Below are 15,826 nucleotides of genomic sequence, written 5' to 3'. Positions count from 1 at the left end.
GGTGGATCTTCGGGGGATGTGTCGCCGCATGGGCATTCACACGAAGCTACTCTGAGACCGCCATGTGGACGAAAACCGTGCCGGTGACGGCACTCATCGCCGCGATCTCGCTCACCAGCGGGACCGCCCATGCCGAGCCGCAGACTCCGGTCGGCGGCGAGGCGCTGGGCAGCCGTGGTCTGGTGTCACCCCAAGGCGTCAAGAAGCCGCCCAAGACCAAGGCTACTTCGTACGTCATCGCGGATGTGAACACCGGTCAGGTGCTGGCGGCGAAGGACGCCCACGGGCGCTACCTGCCGGCCAGCACGCTCAAGGCGCTGACCGCCCTCACGCTCATTCCCAAGCTGGACAAGAATCGCAAGATCCGGCCCAGCCACAACGCCTGCAACCAGGAGGGCACCGCGGTCGGCCTGACGCCCAAGGGGACGTACAAGGTGGACGACCTGTTCAAGGGGCTGATGATGTCGTCCGGCAACGACGCGGCCATGGCCCTGGCCGAGACCAACGGCGGCCTCGCCAAGACCATGCGCGAGATGAACGCCGAGGCCAAGCGGCTGCAGGCGAACGACACCGTGGCCAAGACGCCCAGCGGCCTGGACAAGCCGGGACAGAGCAGTTCGGCCTACGACCTGGCGCTCTTCGCCCGCGCCGGCCTGGCCAACCCTGACTTCACGCGCTACATCAGCACGAAGACGGCGAACTTCCCGGCTCCCGGGGGCCATTACCAGATCAGCAACCACAACAAGCTGCTCTGGCGCTACCCGGGCATGGTCGGCGTGAAGAACGGCTGGACGTCGAAGGCGCAGGGCAGCTTCGTCGGCGCGGCCACCCGCGGCGGTCACACGATCGTGGTGAGCATCATGCGGCACGAGGGCTACTTCTGGGAGGAGGTGGCCAAGCTGCTCGACTGGGGCTTCTCCGTCAGGGGCAAGGTCACGCCGGTCGGACAGCTCGTGGACCCGCTCCCCGCCGGGCTGCCCGCCCCGCAGCAGCAGGTGTCGGCCCCGGCCACGCGGGTGACGCCGGCCCCGCAGCCGCCGCTCCTCGACACGGCCGCGTCGAAGCAGACCGACTACACCAGGACCGTCGGGTCAGTGGTGATCGGCGGCGGGCTGCTGTTCGGGCTGATCTGGCTCGGGTACGGGATCCGCCGCAGGCGCAGGTCACGCTTCTGACGTCGACGACGGCACGGGGGACGGCGATGGCGGCGGGCACAACCCGGCCGTGGCCGTCCACGCGGCGACGTAGAGCACGAGCCGGGCCGAGAAGTTGATCCAGATCAGCAGGCCGGCGATGACCGCGAACGCGCCGTACACCGGGTTGCCGAGCGTCTGCCCCAGCAGCAGCGTCGCCACCTGCTTGAGCACCCCGAACCCGATCGCGCCGAGCAGCGCCCCCTTGGCGATCACCCGGAACGGCTGGGTCGGCCTGGCCACCCAGCCGAGCAGGATCAGGAACAGCAGCCAGTCGGCCCCGACGCTCGCCGCCACGCCGGCCAGCCGCAGCCCGACGGTGGCCAGCGGGGACTCGCTGCCGAAGACGAAGTGCATGACCTTGTCCGTGGCGGTGGTGGCGAACCCGGCGACCAGCACGGAGGAGATCATCGTCACCCCGATCAGGACGATCGAGGCCAGGTCACGGAGCTTGCCGAGGAAGAAGTTGAGAGGCGGCGCGGCGATCATGGACATCTCGCGCAGCGCCCCACGCAGCGCGTCCATCGCGCCGAGCCCGGCGTAGAGGAGGCCGAACAGGCCGATGATCCCGGCCGTCTCCTTGGCTTTGGCGATGGCGTCGAGGTTGAGCTGGGTGGCGATCCCCGGCAGCCGCTCGACGATCGCCTGCTCCAGTGCATGGCGAGTGGTCTCGCTGGCTCCGACCACGAACCCGAGCACCGCGTACGACAGCGCCACCAGCGGGAAGAACGACAGGAAGGCGAAGTACGTGACCGCGCCCGCCAGCCGGTCACCGTACTGGAGCTGATAGCGCCGCACCGTCCTGATGAGGTGGTCGAGCGACAGCCTGCGGACCCGCCAGTAGTCCACCCTGTCGCGGCCCCAGGCCCTGACCTCCTGGATCCGCTCCGCCAGCCCCGGCCTGTTCATGGCCTCACTCCGTGAGGCGGGCTCGGTCGCCCTACGCCGCCGCCTTCCCCCGCTCTGGTCGCTACGCTCCCGCCGCTCCTCCAGACGACGGCACTCCCACTGTGTTCATGGCCTCCACTCCGTGGAGGCGGGCTCGGTCGCCCTACGCCGCCGCCTTCCCCCGCTCTGGTCGCTACGCTCCCGCCGCTCCTCCAGACGACGGCACTCCCACTGTGTTCATGGCCTCCACTCCGTGGAGGCGGGCTCGGTCGCCCTACGCCGCCGCCTTCCCCCGCTCTGGTCGCTACGCTCCCGCCGCTCCTCCAGACGACGGCACTCCCTCGCCGGCTCATTGCCTCACTCCGTTCGGCGGCACTTCTTCGCGGGCATCACCTCGCAACCGTGCCGGCGGACTCCCGCAAGGATGTGAGGACCGCCGTCAGGTCGTGGTGGAGCAACTGCCCACCACGCTTGACGACACGCCCCCCGACCAGGACCGTGTCCACGGAGCCGGTGTCGGCGTTGAGCACGACGGCGCCGATCGGGTCGTGGGCGGCGGCCATGGCGAGCGTGTCCGTACGCAGCAGCACCAGGTCGGCCTGCTTGCCCGGCCGCAGCGAGCCGATGACGTCGGCCAGGCCGAGCACCTCGGCGCCCTCGATGGTGGCCATGCGCAGCGCGTCGCGGGTGGTGAAGCCGAGCCCGGCGCCGTCAGGGCGGCCACGTTCGAGCAGGTGCGTCGCCCGCATCAGGCCGAACATGTCGCCGGGCGCGCACACCACGGTGTCGGCACCGAGCCCGGCCGGCAGCCCCGCCGCCCTGGCCCGCCCGGTGGCCGGGTAGCCCAGCCCCAGGTTCATCTCGTCCACAGGGGCGAGCGAGACGCCGCCGCCGCTGCCGGCTATGCGTTTGAACTCCTCGTCGGTGTAGTGGAGCGCGTGCACGAAGGTCGTGGGGGTCTCGAGCAGGCCGTTCGACTCCAGGAACGCCAGCCCCCGCGCGGCGCTCTCCCGGCTGTGCCCGCCCAGGTGCGCGGTGACCGGCAGGTCGAGCTCTTTGGCCAGCCGCCACTCGGCCAGCGCGTGCTCCTCGCCCATGATTTCTGGTCCCCAGGCGGCGAGGGCCATGGTGACCAGGCCGGGCGTGTCGAACAGTTGCTCGCGCACCCGCCGGCTCTCGCTCGCGAATCCGTCGGGCTCGCCGCCGTGGCAGTAGCCGAACACGGCCCTGATGCCGGACTCGCGCAGCGCCTGGACGGCGGAGTCGGTGTGGGCGGGGCTGAACTGGGCGTGCGACCAGTCGAGCAGTGTGGTGACGCCGCCGTCCAGGCACTCCAGCGCCCCGGCGAGGTTGCCGATGCAGACGTCCTGCGGGCGGTAGCCGGGTGCGATCTCGCCGATGATCCGCCGCAGGTAGGAGTCGAAGGTGATGTCGGGCCCGATCGCCCTGAGGCCCGCCTGCCAGGTGTGCCGGTGGGTGTCGACGAAGCCGGGGAGCACGATCCGCTCGGTCGCGTCGATCACCTCCGCCCTCGGGGTCTCCGGTAGGTCCGGGCCCACCTCGGCGATCACGCCGCCCTCGATCCGCACGTCCATCCGGCCCAGCACGACGGGCTCCGGCTCGGTGTCGATAACGACGCCGTTCTTGATCAACATAGTGGATGTCATACCCAAAAGCTTAAGAGGAAGCTTTTTCGAAAGCAATATGGCGATGGATATCCTCTATGGTGTGAAGCCCGATGAGATCGACGCGCTGGTTCCCCGGTGGCAGAAGGCCGGCATGTCGTCGTCGCTCATCGCCACGCTCGAGCTCAGCAAGCGGACAGCCCGGCTCAACCTGCTGTTCGAGCAGGCGGTCAAGGCCGGGCTGGCGGAGCTGGGGTTGACCTACGCCGAATTCGACGTGCTGGTGGCGCTGAGCCGGGCGGAGGCGTACCGGATGAAGCCCAGCGAGCTGTCGAAGTCGCTGCTGCTCACCTCTGGGGGCACCAGCAACGTGCTGCTGCGGCTGACGGCGGCGGGATACGTGGAGCGAGCGGCCAACACCGGCGACGCGCGCAGCCGCTGGGTCCAGCTCACGGCCGAGGGGCAGCGCATGGCGGCGGCGGCGCTGGACGCCTCGGGCGAGGCGCACGAGGAGCTGACCGCCGGGATCCCCGAGGAAGCGGTGCGGCAGGCGGCGGACGCGCTCCGCGAGGTCCTGTCCCCGATCAGCCGCCGCCGCTTCCGCTAGCACAGGCCGCGCCGCTCCGCCCAGGCCGCGATCGCCGCCGCGATGTCCTCCGGCCGGTCCTCCGCCGCGTGGTGACCGGCCGCGCCGCAGTGCTCGATCTCCAGGGCGGCGACGTTCTCCGCGCACCAGGCGGCCATCTTCTCCGTGATCAGCAGCGTCGGGGACGAGTCGAACGTGAGCAAAAGCTTGGGAACGTCACCGCTGCTCGCGAGCCACTTCCCGGAGCTGTCGACACGCCCGGCCACGTCGGCGGGCTCGCCGTCGAGGGGCAACGAGCGCGCCCACTCCAGCAGCGGCCGCCGACTCTCCCGGGTCGGGTACGGCGCCAGATAGGGCTCCATCTCCGGCTCACTCAGCGCCGTCAGCACCCCTCCGGTGAACGCTGTCTTCACGAGGAAGTTCTGGTCGAGCACCAGCGACTTCCCCTCGGGGCCACGGATGGCCTCGGCGCGGGCGCGCGGCCCCTCCCCCAGTTCGTCCCAGCTCAAGGTGCGGACAATGGTCTCGAAGAAGGCCACACCGCGCACCCGCTCCGGATGACGGGCCGCCCAGTCGAAGGCGAGCGCGCCGCCCCAGTCGTGGCCGACGAGCACCACGCCGTCCAGTCCGAGCGCGTCGAACCAGGCGTCGAGGTAGCGGGCGTGGTCGGCGATCCGGTACGGCACGTCGGGCCGGCCCGAGCGGCCCATGCCGATGAGGTCGGGGGCGAGCAGGCGGCGCCCGGGACCGGCCACCCCGGGCAGGACCTTCCGCCACGTGTGGGAGGAGGCGGGATTGCCGTGCAGGAAGACGAAGGGGACGCCGGCGCCGGAGTCCTCGTAGTACATGGCCGAGTCGAGCACATCGATCATCTTGGACATGATTCCTCTTTCGTTTATGCGACTAACGTTCGTCCCACTAACGAATGTACATCGTTAGTTGGACTAACGCAACGGCGATAGGATCGCCGGCATGACGGACGCCATGGACGAGCAGGAGACCCCCGCCCGGCTCCGGGGGCTGCCCAGCCGGATGCTCTCGCTGGTGGCGATGCACGCCGACCGGCTGGTGAGCGAGGGCCTGGCCGGCGCCGACGCCCGCAAGTGGCACTACGCGGCGCTCGTGGCGCTGCGCGACTCGGGCCCCGCGAGCCAGGCGGAGCTGAGCAGGCGCACCGGCATCTACCGCAGCGACCTGGTCGCCGTCATCAACGAGCTGGCCGAGCGGGGCCTGGTCGAGCGCGCGCCCGATCCCGCCGACCGCCGCCGCAACGTCGTCACCCTGACCGAGCCCGGCCGGCGGCACCTGCGCCGCCTGGACAAGCTGATCTCCGAACTCCAGGACGACCTGCTCGCGCCGCTGGCACAACCGGAACGCGAGCAGCTGGTCGAGCTCCTGGCCCGCCTCCTGGTGCACCACTCGCGGCGTGGTAGCCCCTGAGCTGGGCGGAAACCATGACGGGACCGGTTCTGGAGCCCTAACGTGTCGGATGTTGGGACCGGAGCCAGGAGGCATCGAGCCATGACCGAAATCAGCACCGGGCAGATGATCAGACTCCAGCGCGAGCGACGCGGCATGAGCACCACCGCGCTGGCGACCCAGTCCGGATGCACCGCCCGGCACATCGAGCTGATAGAGCACGGCAAGCGAACGCCCTCGTTGCCCCTCCTGCGGGAGATCGCCAAGGTCCTGGGTGTCCGCACGGCCGTGCTTTTAGGCGAGACCCCGCGCGACTCTCATGAGCCCAGCCGGCCGCAGATCAGCGACATCGAACGCGCCCTGTTCACCTGCCGCTCCCTGGCGCCCGACATCGAGCCGCCGGACGCCGATCAGCTGTCGGAGCGCGTGGCGGCGGCGCGCAACGCCTGGTTCACCTCGGCGCGTCGCTACTCGATCCTGATGGCGGCGCTGCCCTCACTGGTGAGCGACGCGGAGAGCCTCGCACTGGAGCGGACGCCGCGGGCCTGCAGCGTCGCGACGGACGCGTACATGCTGGCCAGGGGCGTGCTCAAGCACCTGCGGCGGGTCGACCTCGCGCATCTCGCGGCGGACCGGGCCATGCGCTTCGCCGAGGAGTCGGAGGACCCGCTGATGATCGCGTGGGCGTACTGGTGCCTGGGGCAGTCGATGCTGTCGGACGACATGCACCAGATCGCGTACGACGTCGCGCGGCGCGGCATCGAGCACCTCGAACCGCACGTCGCCGACGGCGACGAGCGCCACATCAAGGCGCTCGGCGCGCTGCACCTGCTCGCCGCGATCGGCGAGGCCCGTTCAGGGGACGACGACCGGGCCAGGGAACGGGTACGCGGCCCGGCGGCGCAGCTCGCCGAGCGCGTGCAGGACGCGTCGGCCGTCTACGACCTGGCGTTCTTCGGGCCCACGAACGTCGCCATCCACATGGCCAGCATCGAGAACGACACCGGGCACCCGGAGGCGGTGCTGCACATCGCCGACGACATCGACCTCCGGCACACCCCGTCGATCGAGCGGCGCACCACCCACCTCGGCCACGTCGCCCGCGCCTGCGAGGACCTGGGCGACGACGCCGCGAGCCTGCTCCACCTGCTGAGAATCGAGCGCGAGTCTCCCGAGGAGCTGGATCACAAGCTGCTGCTGAGGGAGATGGTCCGGTCCCTGGCGCGGCGGGCGCGGCCGTCGTGGGCGCCGGAGGTCCGCTATCTCGCCGAACGCCACGGCATCCAGAGCTGAACGAACTGAGAGTTCGGGCGATGCGAACGAGGAGTTCTGTCGCCCGAGTTCGTCACGCAGCGGCGTTCCGGTGACACTCTGCGTTCATGACCACAGCGCCGACTGTCGATTTCGTCATGGAACGACTATTGCAAGAAGCCAGGCGAGAGTTCCCGGGGTGGGCGTTCGAGCGAGATCACTCCGGCTGGACGGCCAGCCACGGCGAGACCCGGGTCACCAGGCAGACCCTGGCGGCCCTGCGCGCGCTCCTGCGCGTGCACAGGGCGGCGCGGAGCGGGTGATCGGTCCCCAGAGATGCCATGCGGTGCGGTGCGGTGCGCGTCGCATGAGTGGTGCGTTGCTCGACGCAGGCCGGCTTCCGCCGAGCAACGCGCACCCGTCGTAGGACCTCAGAGCTTGGGAAGGAAGCCGACGCGGTCGCGGACCTCGGCCATGGTCTGCCGGGCCACCGCCGACGCGCGCTCCGCCCCGATGGCCAGCAGCCGGTCGAGCTCCGCCTCGTTCGACAGCAGCTTCTCCGTACGCTCCCTGATCGGCGTGAACGCCTCCACGACCGCCTCCGCCACGTCCTTCTTGAACGTGCCGTATCCCTGCCCCTCGTAGCGGGCCACCAGCTCCGGAATGGGCGTGCCGGTCAACGCGGACTGGATGCGGAGGAGGTTGGAGATGCCGGGCTTGTTGTCCTCGTCGAACAGGACCTCCGAGCCCGTGTCGGTGACCGCCCGCATGATCTTCTTTTTGAGCGGTCCGGGCTGCTCCAGGACGTCGAGGATCCCGGCCGGGCTCGACGACGACTTCGACATCTTCGCCGTCGGGTCCTGGAGGTCGGTGATCTTCTCGACCTCCTTCAGGATGTACGGCTCCGGCAGCGTGAACGTGTCACCGAAACGGTGGTTGAAGCGCTGGCCGAGGTCGCGCGTCAGCTCCAGGTGCTGCTTCTGGTCGGCTCCGACCGGGACCCGGTTGGCCTGGTAGAGCAGGATGTCGGCGGCCTGCAGGATCGGGTAGGTGAACAGGCCGACGCTGGCGGCGCTCTCCCCGAACTTGGCCGACTTGTCCTTGAACTGCGTCATCCTGCCCGCTTCGCCCATGCCGGTGAGGCAGATCAGGATCCAGGCGAGCTCGGTGTGCTCGCGTACGTGCGACTGCACGAAGACGGTGGACCGCTCCGGGTCGAGACCGGCGGCGAAGAGCTGCGCGGCGGCCACGCGGCTGCGGCGGCGCAGGGCGACGGGCTCGGTCGGCACGGTGATCGCGTGGAGATCGACCACGCAGTAGAACGCGTCGTGGGTCTCCTGCATAGTGACCCACTGGCGGACCGCACCCAGGTAATTGCCCAGGTGGAAGGAGTCCGCGGTGGGCTGGATGCCGGAGAGTACACGAGGTCTGGCCATAGCACGCAATTGTGTCAGGAATCCTGCTCCGGCGGCGACTCGACCACCGGTCGGCGCTTTACCCGCACCCTGGCGATGCGGCGGCCGTCGAGCTCGGTGACGGTCAGCTCGAATCCCGAAATCTCCACGCGTTCCCCGGCGACCGGCAGGTGGCCCAGCATGGCCATCACGAACCCGCCCAGCGTCTCGTAAGGGCCGTCGGGCAGCTTGATGCCGGTCTCGGTGGCGAAGTCGTTGAGGTTCGTCAGTCCGTCGATCTCGATCTCGCCTGCGGGCAGGATCACGACGTCCTCCTCCACGTCGTATTCATCCCTGATGTCCCCGATCAGCTCTTCGACCAAATCCTCCATGGTGACGATGCCGGCCGTGCCGCCGTATTCGTCCACCACGATCACCAGGTGCTGGCCCTCGTCGCGCATCTCGTTCAGGGTGGTGAGCAGGCGTTTGGAGGCGGGCACGAACTTGGCGGGGCGGATCGGCACGACCGCGCTGATCGGCTCGTCGTGGCCGGACAGCTCGGGGTCGAGCAGGTCGCGTACGTGAACGAAGCCGATGACCTCGTCGTACGACTCGCGGTAGACGGGGAAGCGCGAGTGCGGGAGCCGGGCGGCCAGGCGTGCGGCCTCGTTCAGAGGCGTGTCGGCCTCCATGAACTCGACCTCCGTACGCGGCAGCATCACCTCTCTGAGCTGCCGCTTCCCCGCGGCGAACACTTCGGCGATCAGCTTGCGCTCGTCGGCGTTGAGGTCGGTGTGCCCGACCACCATGTCGCGCAGTTCCTCGGTGGTGACCTCCTCCCTGTCGGCGTCCGGGTTGCCACCGAGCAGCCGGACCACACCGTCGGTGGATTTGGACAGCGTCCAGATGATCGGGCGGGAGAGGGTGGCGATCCAGTCCAGGAAGGGCGCCACGAACAGCGACAGCCCCTCGGCCCGCTGCCGCGCCAGCCGCTTGGGGGCGAGCTCGCCGAGCACGAGCGACACGTACGAGATCGCCAGTGTCACCAGCACCAGCGACAGCACGGGGGCCACGGCGCCGGGCACCCCCCAGCGTCCGAGCACGGGCTCGAATTGCGCGGCGAGCCGGTCGGCGCCGAACGCGGCCGACAGCATGGTGGCCACGGTCACGCCGATCTGCACGGCGGACAGGAACCGGTTGGGGTCGCGGGCGAGCTTGGCCACGCGCTCGCCGCGGCGGCCACGCACGGCGAGCTTGTGCACCTGGCCGTCCCTGAGGGAGACCAGCGCCATCTCGGCCGCGGCGAAGAAGCCCCCGGTCAGGATGAACAGCAGGACCAGGGCGATGTTGGCCGCGACGGTGTCGAACATGGTGGTTGGCAGCGTACTCGTGGACTTTCCCGCGTATGCTGAAGGGCAAGCCCTACAAAATCAAACATATTTGCACAGGAGTACACATGAGGTTGCTGGTCACCGGCGGCGCCGGTTACGTCGGCAGCGTCGTCGCGGCGCAGCTCATCGAGGCGGGACACGACGTGACCGTGCTCGACGACCTGTCGACCGGACACGAGGACGCAGTGCCGGACGGCGCCAGATTTGTCCGAACGGACATCGCCCATGCCGGTGACGCGCTCGACGGCGTGGACGCGGTGCTGCACTTCGCGGCCAAGTCGCTGGTGGGCGAGTCGGTGGAGAAGCCGGGGCTCTATTGGTCCAACAACCTCGGCGGCACGCTCGCCCTGCTGGAGGCCATGCGGGACAAGGGCGTGGCGAAGATCGTGTTCTCCTCGACCGCGGCCACGTACGGCGAGCCCGAGCGCTCCCCGATCCAGGAGAGCGACCCGACGCGCCCGACCAACCCCTACGGCGCGTCGAAACTGGCCGTGGACACGGCATTGAGCGCCTACGCGGGAATCCGGGGGCTGGGCGCGGTGAGCCTGCGGTACTTCAACGTGGCCGGCGCCTACGGCCGCTACCGTGAGCGGCACACCGTCGAGACGCACCTCATCCCGAACGTCCTGAAGGTCGCGACCGGCGAGCGCGCGTCGGTGAGCGTGTTCGGCACCGACTACGCGACGCCCGACGGGACCTGCGTGCGCGACTACATCCACGTGGCGGACCTGGCGCGGGCGCACCTGCTGGCGCTGGAGGCGATCACGCCGGGCGAGCACAAGATCTACAACCTGGGCAGCGGCACCGGCTTCAGCGTGCAGGAGGTGATCTCGGTGTGCCGCGAGGTCACCGGCCACGAGATCCCCGCCGTCGTCGGCGAGCGCCGTCCCGGCGACCCGGCCGTGCTGGTCGCCTCGTCCGCGAAGATCCAGCGCGAGCTGGGCTGGAAGGCCGAGCGGCCGGCGCTGCGCGACATCGTCTCCGACGCCTGGGACGCGCTTTCCCGGAAATGAGTCATGCTCACGAGCAATGTGTGATCTCATTGCCTGAATGTGAGGAGTTTTTCACCGAGGGTCACGAAACTGATCTTTGGCGTCCTCGTGCTGATGGGCAGTCTCATGGCCGCCGCAGCCGTGATCTTCGTGACCCCGCGGCCCGCTCCGGCCACCGAGCCGGCGCCCGCCCCGCGCAGTGAAGGCGCCCCCCGCACTGAGCGGGGGGCGGGCGGTCAGATGAGGCCCAGCTCCTTGACGGCGGTGCGCTCCTCCTCGAGCTCGCGGACGCTGGCGTCGATCCGCTCGCGGGAGAAGGCGTCGATCTCGAGGCCCTGGATGATCTCGAACGAGCCGTTCACCGCGCGTACGGGGAACGACGAGATGAGGCCCTCGGGCACGCCGTACGAGCCGTCGGAGACGACGGCGGCCGAGGTCCAGTCGGTGCCGTTGACCCAGTCGTAGACGTGGTCGATCGCGGCGTTGGCGGCCGAGGCGGCCGAGGAGGCGCCGCGGGCCTCGATGATGGCGGCGCCGCGCTTGGCCACCGTCGGGATGAACGTCTCCTTCAGCCACTCCTGGTCGACCTGCTCGGCCGCGATCTTGCCGCCCACCTCGGCGTGGAACAGGTCGGGGTATTGCGTGGCGGAGTGGTTGCCCCAGATCGTCATCTTCTTGATCTCGGCGACCGGGACCTGCAGCTTGGCCGCGAGCTGCGACAGCGCGCGGTTGTGGTCGAGCCTGGTCATCGCGGTGAAGCGGTCGGCGGGCACGTCGGGCGCGTGCTGCTGGGCGATGAGCGCGTTGGTGTTGGCCGGGTTGCCCACGACCAGGACCTTGATGTCGTCGGCGGCGTGGTCGTTGATCGCCTTGCCCTGGGGGCCGAAGATGCCGCCGTTGGCGCCGAGCAGGTCGCCGCGCTCCATGCCGGCCTTGCGCGGCATCGCGCCGACGAGCAGCGCGACGTTGGTCCCGGCGAAGGCGACGTTGGGGTCATCCGTGATCTCGATGCCGGACAGCAGCGGGAACGCGCAGTCGTCCAGCTCCATCGCGGTGCCCTCGGCGGACTTCAGCGCCGGCGTGATCTCCAGCAGGCTGAGCTTGACCGGCACGTCGGCGCCGAGCAGCTGCCCCGAAGCGATGCGGAACAGCAGTGCGTAGCCGATCTGGCCGGCGGCTCCGGTGACGGTCACCTTGACGGGCGCAGTGGCTGACGACGCCATGGCCTTCCCCTAACGTGCGGCAGGAATCATTGACGTTGGGGATGTTACCCGCTCGTCATCCGCAGGTTTCCATCGCGGGTTGTTTCAGCTCCCAGATGAAGTCGACCTTGCCGAAATGACTGTCCAGGAGGGACTTCATGGTGCCGTCACGGTAGAAGCCGGCGATGATGCCGTTGACCGCCTTGCAGGTCTTCGCGTCGCCGTTCCTGATGCCGACGGCGTAGCGCTCGTTGTTCAGCTTGGCCCCGATGACCTTGTAGCGCATGTTCTCCCGGTTGGCGAACCCCGCCAGGATCAGGTCCTCGCCGGGAATCGCGTCCACCTTGTCGCTCTTGAGCTTGTCCATGCAGTCGGCGAAGTTGCCGGCCGCCACGGGCTCGACCTTGACCTTGTCCTGCACGTCGCCGACGGACGGGCTGTTGAGCGAGCAGATCTGCTTGCCGTCCAGGTCGTCGAGCGAATCGATGCCGCTGCCCGCGCGTACGAGGACGTCGCGGTGCGCCACGTAGTAGGGCCCGGCGAAGGTGGTCTCGCTCTTGTCGATGGAGTAGGTGGCGATGACGAGGTCCACCCTGCCTTCGGCGAGCGCGATCGCCCGGGTGTCCCGGCCGACCCTGACGAAGGTCGTCTCTTTGGCTCCTAACCCGGCGGCGATGCGCTTGGCGATCTCGACCTCGAACCCCTGGAATCCGTCGCCGTTCTGGAGCCCCACGCCGGGCAGGTCGCCCCGCACGCCGATGACGATCTTCCCGGTCCTGGCCACCTTGTCCACCACCGAGGCGAGCGAGGGCGGGGGCTGCTTCTCGGTGGGCTGGGGCTGCTTGCCCATGAACGTCAGCCGCGGCCAGCCGTTCAGCGCTAACGCCACCACCGCGGCGGCGACCAGCACGAGCGCGGTCCCCGCCGCCACCCACAACTTCGCCCGGCCGCTCCGCCCCGGCGCCGGTGGCTCGGCCGCCTCGGGCGGCACGTCCACGCCTCCGGTCCCGCCGGGAGGTGCCACCGCACTCCCATGCCCGTCCTGAACCGCGGAGCCCTCCTGGGTCGGCGCCGCGGCACCATGCCCCCGAGTCGGCGCCACCGAAGCGTGCTCGCGCAGCACCCCCTGATCGGTGATCGAACCGGCCGACACCCTCATGAACGGCGTCGTGTCGTCGCCGGCCACCTGCACGCCCCGGGTGAGCACGGCCGTGGACGCTCCCGCCGCGGTCGACTGGCCGAGCAGCCGCAGCAGGATCTGGTCGGCGGAGGGCCGCTCGGCGGCCGACTTGGCCAGCGCCGCGCGCACCACGCCCTGCAGCGGCTCCGGCATCATGCTGACGTCGACCTCGTGGTTGAGGATCCGGTTGAGCACGGTGGCGATGGACTTGCCCTCGAAGACCGCTTTCCCGGTCGCCGCGTAGGCGATGGTCGCCCCCCAGGAGAACACGTCCGTATAGGGCCCGATGTCGTCGCCGGCGATCTGCTCCGGCGCCATGTACGCGGGCGTGCCGATGGCCCGGCTGGTGATCGTGCCCGTGGAGTCGATGATCCGCGCGATCCCGAAGTCCACCACGCGCGGCCCGTCGGCGGCGATGAGCACGTTGTCCGGCTTGAAGTCCCGGTGCACGATGTGGGCGTGGTGGATGGCGGTGAGCGCGGTGGCGGTGCCGATCGCGAGCCGGTCGAGCGCGGTGCCGGTGAGCGGCCCGTCGGTCTCGACGATGTCCCGTAGCGGCCGGCCGTCGATGTATTCGCTGGCGATGTACGGCGTGTCGCCGTCCAGGTCGGCCTCGATCACCCGGGCCGTGCAGAACGACGCCACCCGCTGCGCCGCCTTCAGCTCCCTTGCGAAGCGCGACCTGGCGATGGTGTCACCGCTGAACTTCACGTGCAGGAGCTTGATCGCGGCTTGCTCGCCCTGGTCGTTGACGCCCAGGTAGACGATGCCCTGGCCGCCCTCCCCGATCCGGCCGGACAGCCGGAATGACCCCAGCTGAGTGGGATCGCCGGCCACCAACGGCGAGATCTGCGGCATTCGTCATCCCCACGTTCACTGAACCCCAACGACGAAAACTTTACGATGCTCAGCAACTTCTCAGGGATCCGTTAATGGTTCGTGACGTCACGGTTCGTATTGACGGGCAAATCAGCGAGCGATGTTGCGCCCGCCGGCCATCGCGAGGAAGCTCAGGATCATGGACCGCGCCTACGACATCGTGCTCTTCGGCGCCAGCGGGTTCACCGGCGCGCTGACGGCCGCCTACCTCGCCGCCGCGGCGCCGCCCGGCACGCGGTGGGCGCTGGCCGGGCGCGACCGCGCCAAGCTGGAGCGACTGGGGCTCGACGTGCCGATCCTCATCGCCGACGCCGCCGACCCGGCCTCACTGGGCGAGCTCGCCCGCCAGGCGCGCGTCCTGGCCACCACGGTCGGCCCGTACGCCGTGCACGGCGAGCCGCTCGTGGCCGCGTGCGCCGAGGCCGGCACCCATTACCTGGACCTGACGGGCGAGCCCGAGTTCGTGGACCGGGTCTACATGCGCTACCACGACCGGGCGGCCAGGACCGGCGCCAAGATCGTGCACGCCTGCGGCTTCGACTCGATCCCGTACGACCTGGGCGTCCTCTACACCGTCACCCAGCTCCCCGAGGGCGTCCCGGTCAAGATCAGGAGCTTTCTGCGGGTGAGCATGCGCCCCTCGGGCGGCACGCTGGCCACCGCCATGACCATCGTCGGGCGCGCCCGCCAGATGATCGAGGCCGGTACGCAGCGCCGCTCGGCCGAGCCGCGGCCGAAGGGGCGCAAGGTGAGCTCGCTGCCGGGCGGCGTGCGGTATGTGGGCGGGTGGGCGCTGCCGATGCCCACCCTGGACCCGTACATCGTGGGCTACTCGGCCCGCCTGCTCGACCGCTACGGTCCGGACTTCACGTACCGGCAGCATTACGCCGTCAGGACCCTCCCGGCGGCGCTGGCCACGGTGGCGGGAGCGGGCGCGTTCGCGGCGCTGGCCTTGATCCCGCCGGCCCGCGACCGGCTCCAGAGCCGGATGCGGCCGGGCGAGGGCCCATCGCCCGAGCAGCGCGCGAAGAGCTGGTTCAAGATCACGTTCGTGGGCGAGGGCGGGGGCGAGCGCGTGGTCACCGAGGTCGCCGGCGGCGACCCCGGCTACGGCGAGACCGCCAAGATGCTCGGCGAGTCGGCCCTGTGCCTGGCCTTCGACCCGGTCCCGGACCGGTCGGGCCAGCTCACGACGGCATCGGCGATGGGCCGGCCGCTCATCGACCGGCTGGTGCGCGCGGGCATCACGTTCACCAGGAAGTCCTGACGCCGGCGTCATTCGCAGCCGCTCGAAAACCAGGCCATGTCGGAGTCCGCCGGCATCACCTCGGCCGTCGAGCGCCCCCACCAGCGCTCCACCTCGAGGACGACGGGGAGCGCCGCTTCCTTGACGACCTCGCAGTCCCCAGCGGACAGGATGAGCGTGATCCCCGTCGACTCGCCGGGCGGAATGGTGCGAGGGAAGCCACCGCCTGCCTCGAGCTTCGCGCTCCTGAGCGAGAAATCGCCAGCGGCCCGCATGCCGACGCCGGTGATGGTGACGGGCAGCCAACCGTCGTTGACAAGAGTCTGGCCGATAGCGACCTCGATGCCCTGCGGCCGGCCGATCTCATCCTTGAGCACAGAGATTTTCCCAGTGTCGCCTTCGGCGGACAGGCGGGGGCTGATCGCGCCGCTCAGCCAGACCACCGCGACGAGGACCGCGGCGATTCCGGCCAGGAACCAGCGCCCGTAACGGATGTCGGCCACCATTCCGGCCCCGGGATCCAGCCGCACCCAGATTTCATCCGAAATCACTCCAGCCCCTCTGTTCGGCGATTCGGATT

At 69.8% G+C, this 15,826-nt stretch carries 15 protein-coding genes; 7 read left to right on the top strand and 8 right to left on the bottom strand.

What is annotated here, in order from left to right:
* Positions 1-62 precede the first annotated feature (62 nt).
* Entirely contained in the window at positions 63-1,175 is a 1,113-nt protein-coding gene (locus ACTMTI_RS01035) for a D-alanyl-D-alanine carboxypeptidase family protein (RefSeq protein ID WP_441117568.1), read from the top strand.
* Here ACTMTI_RS01035 and ACTMTI_RS01030 read toward each other — a convergent pair.
* Both ACTMTI_RS01030 and ACTMTI_RS01025 read right to left on the bottom strand, forming a co-directional pair.
* Entirely contained in the window at positions 1,164-2,102 is a 939-nt protein-coding gene (locus ACTMTI_RS01030; RefSeq protein ID WP_441117567.1) for a YihY/virulence factor BrkB family protein, read from the bottom strand. The genes ACTMTI_RS01035 and ACTMTI_RS01030 overlap by 12 nt on opposite strands.
* 368 nt (positions 2,103-2,470) lie before the next feature.
* A complete protein-coding gene (locus tag ACTMTI_RS01025; RefSeq protein ID WP_441117565.1) occupies positions 2,471-3,748 on the bottom strand; it encodes an amidohydrolase family protein in 1,278 nt (425 codons plus the stop codon).
* A gap of 61 nt (positions 3,749-3,809) precedes the next feature.
* On the opposite strand from ACTMTI_RS01025, the gene ACTMTI_RS01020 reads away from it, so the two are divergent.
* Positions 3,810-4,313 carry a MarR family winged helix-turn-helix transcriptional regulator gene (locus tag ACTMTI_RS01020; protein WP_441117564.1) on the top strand — a complete coding sequence of 168 codons (504 nt, stop codon included), beginning with the start codon at positions 3,810-3,812 and terminating at the stop codon, positions 4,311-4,313.
* Here ACTMTI_RS01020 and ACTMTI_RS01015 read toward each other — a convergent pair.
* Complete coding sequence (locus tag ACTMTI_RS01015; protein WP_441117563.1) at positions 4,310-5,173, bottom strand: haloalkane dehalogenase; 864 nt, start codon at positions 5,171-5,173, stop codon at positions 4,310-4,312. The two genes, ACTMTI_RS01020 and ACTMTI_RS01015, sit on opposite strands and share 4 nt — an antisense overlap.
* 91 nt (positions 5,174-5,264) lie before the next feature.
* Between ACTMTI_RS01015 and ACTMTI_RS01010 the strand changes: the two genes are divergently transcribed.
* From ACTMTI_RS01010 to ACTMTI_RS01000, 3 genes are all read left to right on the top strand, one after another.
* Entirely contained in the window at positions 5,265-5,732 is a 468-nt protein-coding gene (locus tag ACTMTI_RS01010) for a MarR family winged helix-turn-helix transcriptional regulator (RefSeq protein ID WP_441117562.1), read from the top strand.
* Between the two features lie 81 nt (positions 5,733-5,813).
* Positions 5,814-7,004, top strand: coding sequence for a helix-turn-helix domain-containing protein (locus ACTMTI_RS01005; RefSeq protein ID WP_441117560.1), 1,191 nt, complete (start codon positions 5,814-5,816; stop codon positions 7,002-7,004).
* A gap of 86 nt (positions 7,005-7,090) precedes the next feature.
* On the top strand, positions 7,091-7,285 hold the full coding sequence (locus tag ACTMTI_RS01000) for a hypothetical protein (RefSeq protein ID WP_441117559.1): 195 nt from the start codon (positions 7,091-7,093) through the stop codon (positions 7,283-7,285).
* Positions 7,286-7,393: 108 nt separating this feature from the next.
* Here ACTMTI_RS01000 and trpS read toward each other — a convergent pair whose 3' ends face one another.
* A complete protein-coding gene (gene trpS / locus ACTMTI_RS00995) occupies positions 7,394-8,398 on the bottom strand; it encodes a tryptophan--tRNA ligase (RefSeq protein ID WP_441117558.1) in 1,005 nt (334 codons plus the stop codon).
* A 14-nt stretch (positions 8,399-8,412) separates the two neighbouring features.
* A complete protein-coding gene (locus ACTMTI_RS00990; RefSeq protein ID WP_441117557.1) occupies positions 8,413-9,726 on the bottom strand; it encodes a hemolysin family protein in 1,314 nt (437 codons plus the stop codon).
* A gap of 86 nt (positions 9,727-9,812) precedes the next feature.
* On the opposite strand from ACTMTI_RS00990, the gene galE reads away from it, so the two are divergent.
* A complete protein-coding gene (gene galE, locus ACTMTI_RS00985) occupies positions 9,813-10,760 on the top strand; it encodes a UDP-glucose 4-epimerase GalE (protein WP_441117556.1) in 948 nt (315 codons plus the stop codon).
* A 215-nt stretch (positions 10,761-10,975) separates the two neighbouring features.
* On the opposite strand, the gene ACTMTI_RS00980 is transcribed toward galE, so the two are convergent.
* Both ACTMTI_RS00980 and ACTMTI_RS00975 read right to left on the bottom strand, forming a co-directional pair.
* Positions 10,976-11,962 carry a malate dehydrogenase gene (locus ACTMTI_RS00980; RefSeq protein WP_441117554.1) on the bottom strand — a complete coding sequence of 329 codons (987 nt, stop codon included), beginning with the start codon at positions 11,960-11,962 and terminating at the stop codon, positions 10,976-10,978.
* Positions 11,963-12,017: 55 nt separating this feature from the next.
* Positions 12,018-13,979, bottom strand: a complete 1,962-nt coding sequence (locus tag ACTMTI_RS00975) for a serine/threonine-protein kinase (protein ID WP_441117552.1) — start codon at positions 13,977-13,979, stop codon at positions 12,018-12,020.
* A gap of 160 nt (positions 13,980-14,139) precedes the next feature.
* Between ACTMTI_RS00975 and ACTMTI_RS00970 the strand changes: the two genes are divergently transcribed.
* Positions 14,140-15,267 carry a saccharopine dehydrogenase family protein gene (locus ACTMTI_RS00970; protein ID WP_441117551.1) on the top strand — a complete coding sequence of 376 codons (1,128 nt, stop codon included), beginning with the start codon at positions 14,140-14,142 and terminating at the stop codon, positions 15,265-15,267.
* An 8-nt stretch (positions 15,268-15,275) separates the two neighbouring features.
* Here the strand turns inward: ACTMTI_RS00970 and ACTMTI_RS00965 are convergent, their stop codons facing one another.
* Entirely contained in the window at positions 15,276-15,797 is a 522-nt protein-coding gene (locus ACTMTI_RS00965; protein WP_441117550.1) for a hypothetical protein, read from the bottom strand.
* Positions 15,798-15,826: the final 29 nt, after the last annotated feature.

This window comes from Nonomuraea sp. H19 (assembly GCF_052068215.1).
GTDB lineage: Bacteria > Actinomycetota > Actinomycetes > Streptosporangiales > Streptosporangiaceae > Nonomuraea.
The sequence above is the reverse complement of the archived record's forward strand: the minus strand, read 5'-3'. Positions and strand labels throughout refer to the sequence as shown.

What these genes read in the sequence shown, in the direction of transcription:
- ACTMTI_RS01000 (WP_441117559.1), top strand. Translation starts at nt 7,091, where the DNA reads ATGACCACAGCGCCGACTGTCGATTTCGTCATGGAACGACTATTGCAA.
- ACTMTI_RS01015 (WP_441117563.1), bottom strand. Translation starts at nt 5,173, where the DNA reads ATGTCCAAGATGATCGATGTGCTCGACTCGGCCATGTACTACGAGGAC.
- ACTMTI_RS00980 (WP_441117554.1), bottom strand. Translation starts at nt 11,962, where the DNA reads ATGGCGTCGTCAGCCACTGCGCCCGTCAAGGTGACCGTCACCGGAGCC.
- ACTMTI_RS01035 (WP_441117568.1), top strand. Translation starts at nt 63, where the DNA reads ATGTGGACGAAAACCGTGCCGGTGACGGCACTCATCGCCGCGATCTCG.
- ACTMTI_RS00990 (WP_441117557.1), bottom strand. Translation starts at nt 9,726, where the DNA reads ATGTTCGACACCGTCGCGGCCAACATCGCCCTGGTCCTGCTGTTCATC.
- galE (WP_441117556.1), top strand. Translation starts at nt 9,813, where the DNA reads ATGAGGTTGCTGGTCACCGGCGGCGCCGGTTACGTCGGCAGCGTCGTC.
- trpS (WP_441117558.1), bottom strand. Translation starts at nt 8,398, where the DNA reads ATGGCCAGACCTCGTGTACTCTCCGGCATCCAGCCCACCGCGGACTCC.
- ACTMTI_RS01010 (WP_441117562.1), top strand. Translation starts at nt 5,265, where the DNA reads ATGACGGACGCCATGGACGAGCAGGAGACCCCCGCCCGGCTCCGGGGG.
- ACTMTI_RS00975 (WP_441117552.1), bottom strand. Translation starts at nt 13,979, where the DNA reads ATGCCGCAGATCTCGCCGTTGGTGGCCGGCGATCCCACTCAGCTGGGG.
- ACTMTI_RS01005 (WP_441117560.1), top strand. Translation starts at nt 5,814, where the DNA reads ATGACCGAAATCAGCACCGGGCAGATGATCAGACTCCAGCGCGAGCGA.
- ACTMTI_RS01025 (WP_441117565.1), bottom strand. Translation starts at nt 3,748, where the DNA reads ATGACATCCACTATGTTGATCAAGAACGGCGTCGTTATCGACACCGAG.
- ACTMTI_RS01030 (WP_441117567.1), bottom strand. Translation starts at nt 2,102, where the DNA reads ATGAACAGGCCGGGGCTGGCGGAGCGGATCCAGGAGGTCAGGGCCTGG.
- ACTMTI_RS00970 (WP_441117551.1), top strand. Translation starts at nt 14,140, where the DNA reads ATGGACCGCGCCTACGACATCGTGCTCTTCGGCGCCAGCGGGTTCACC.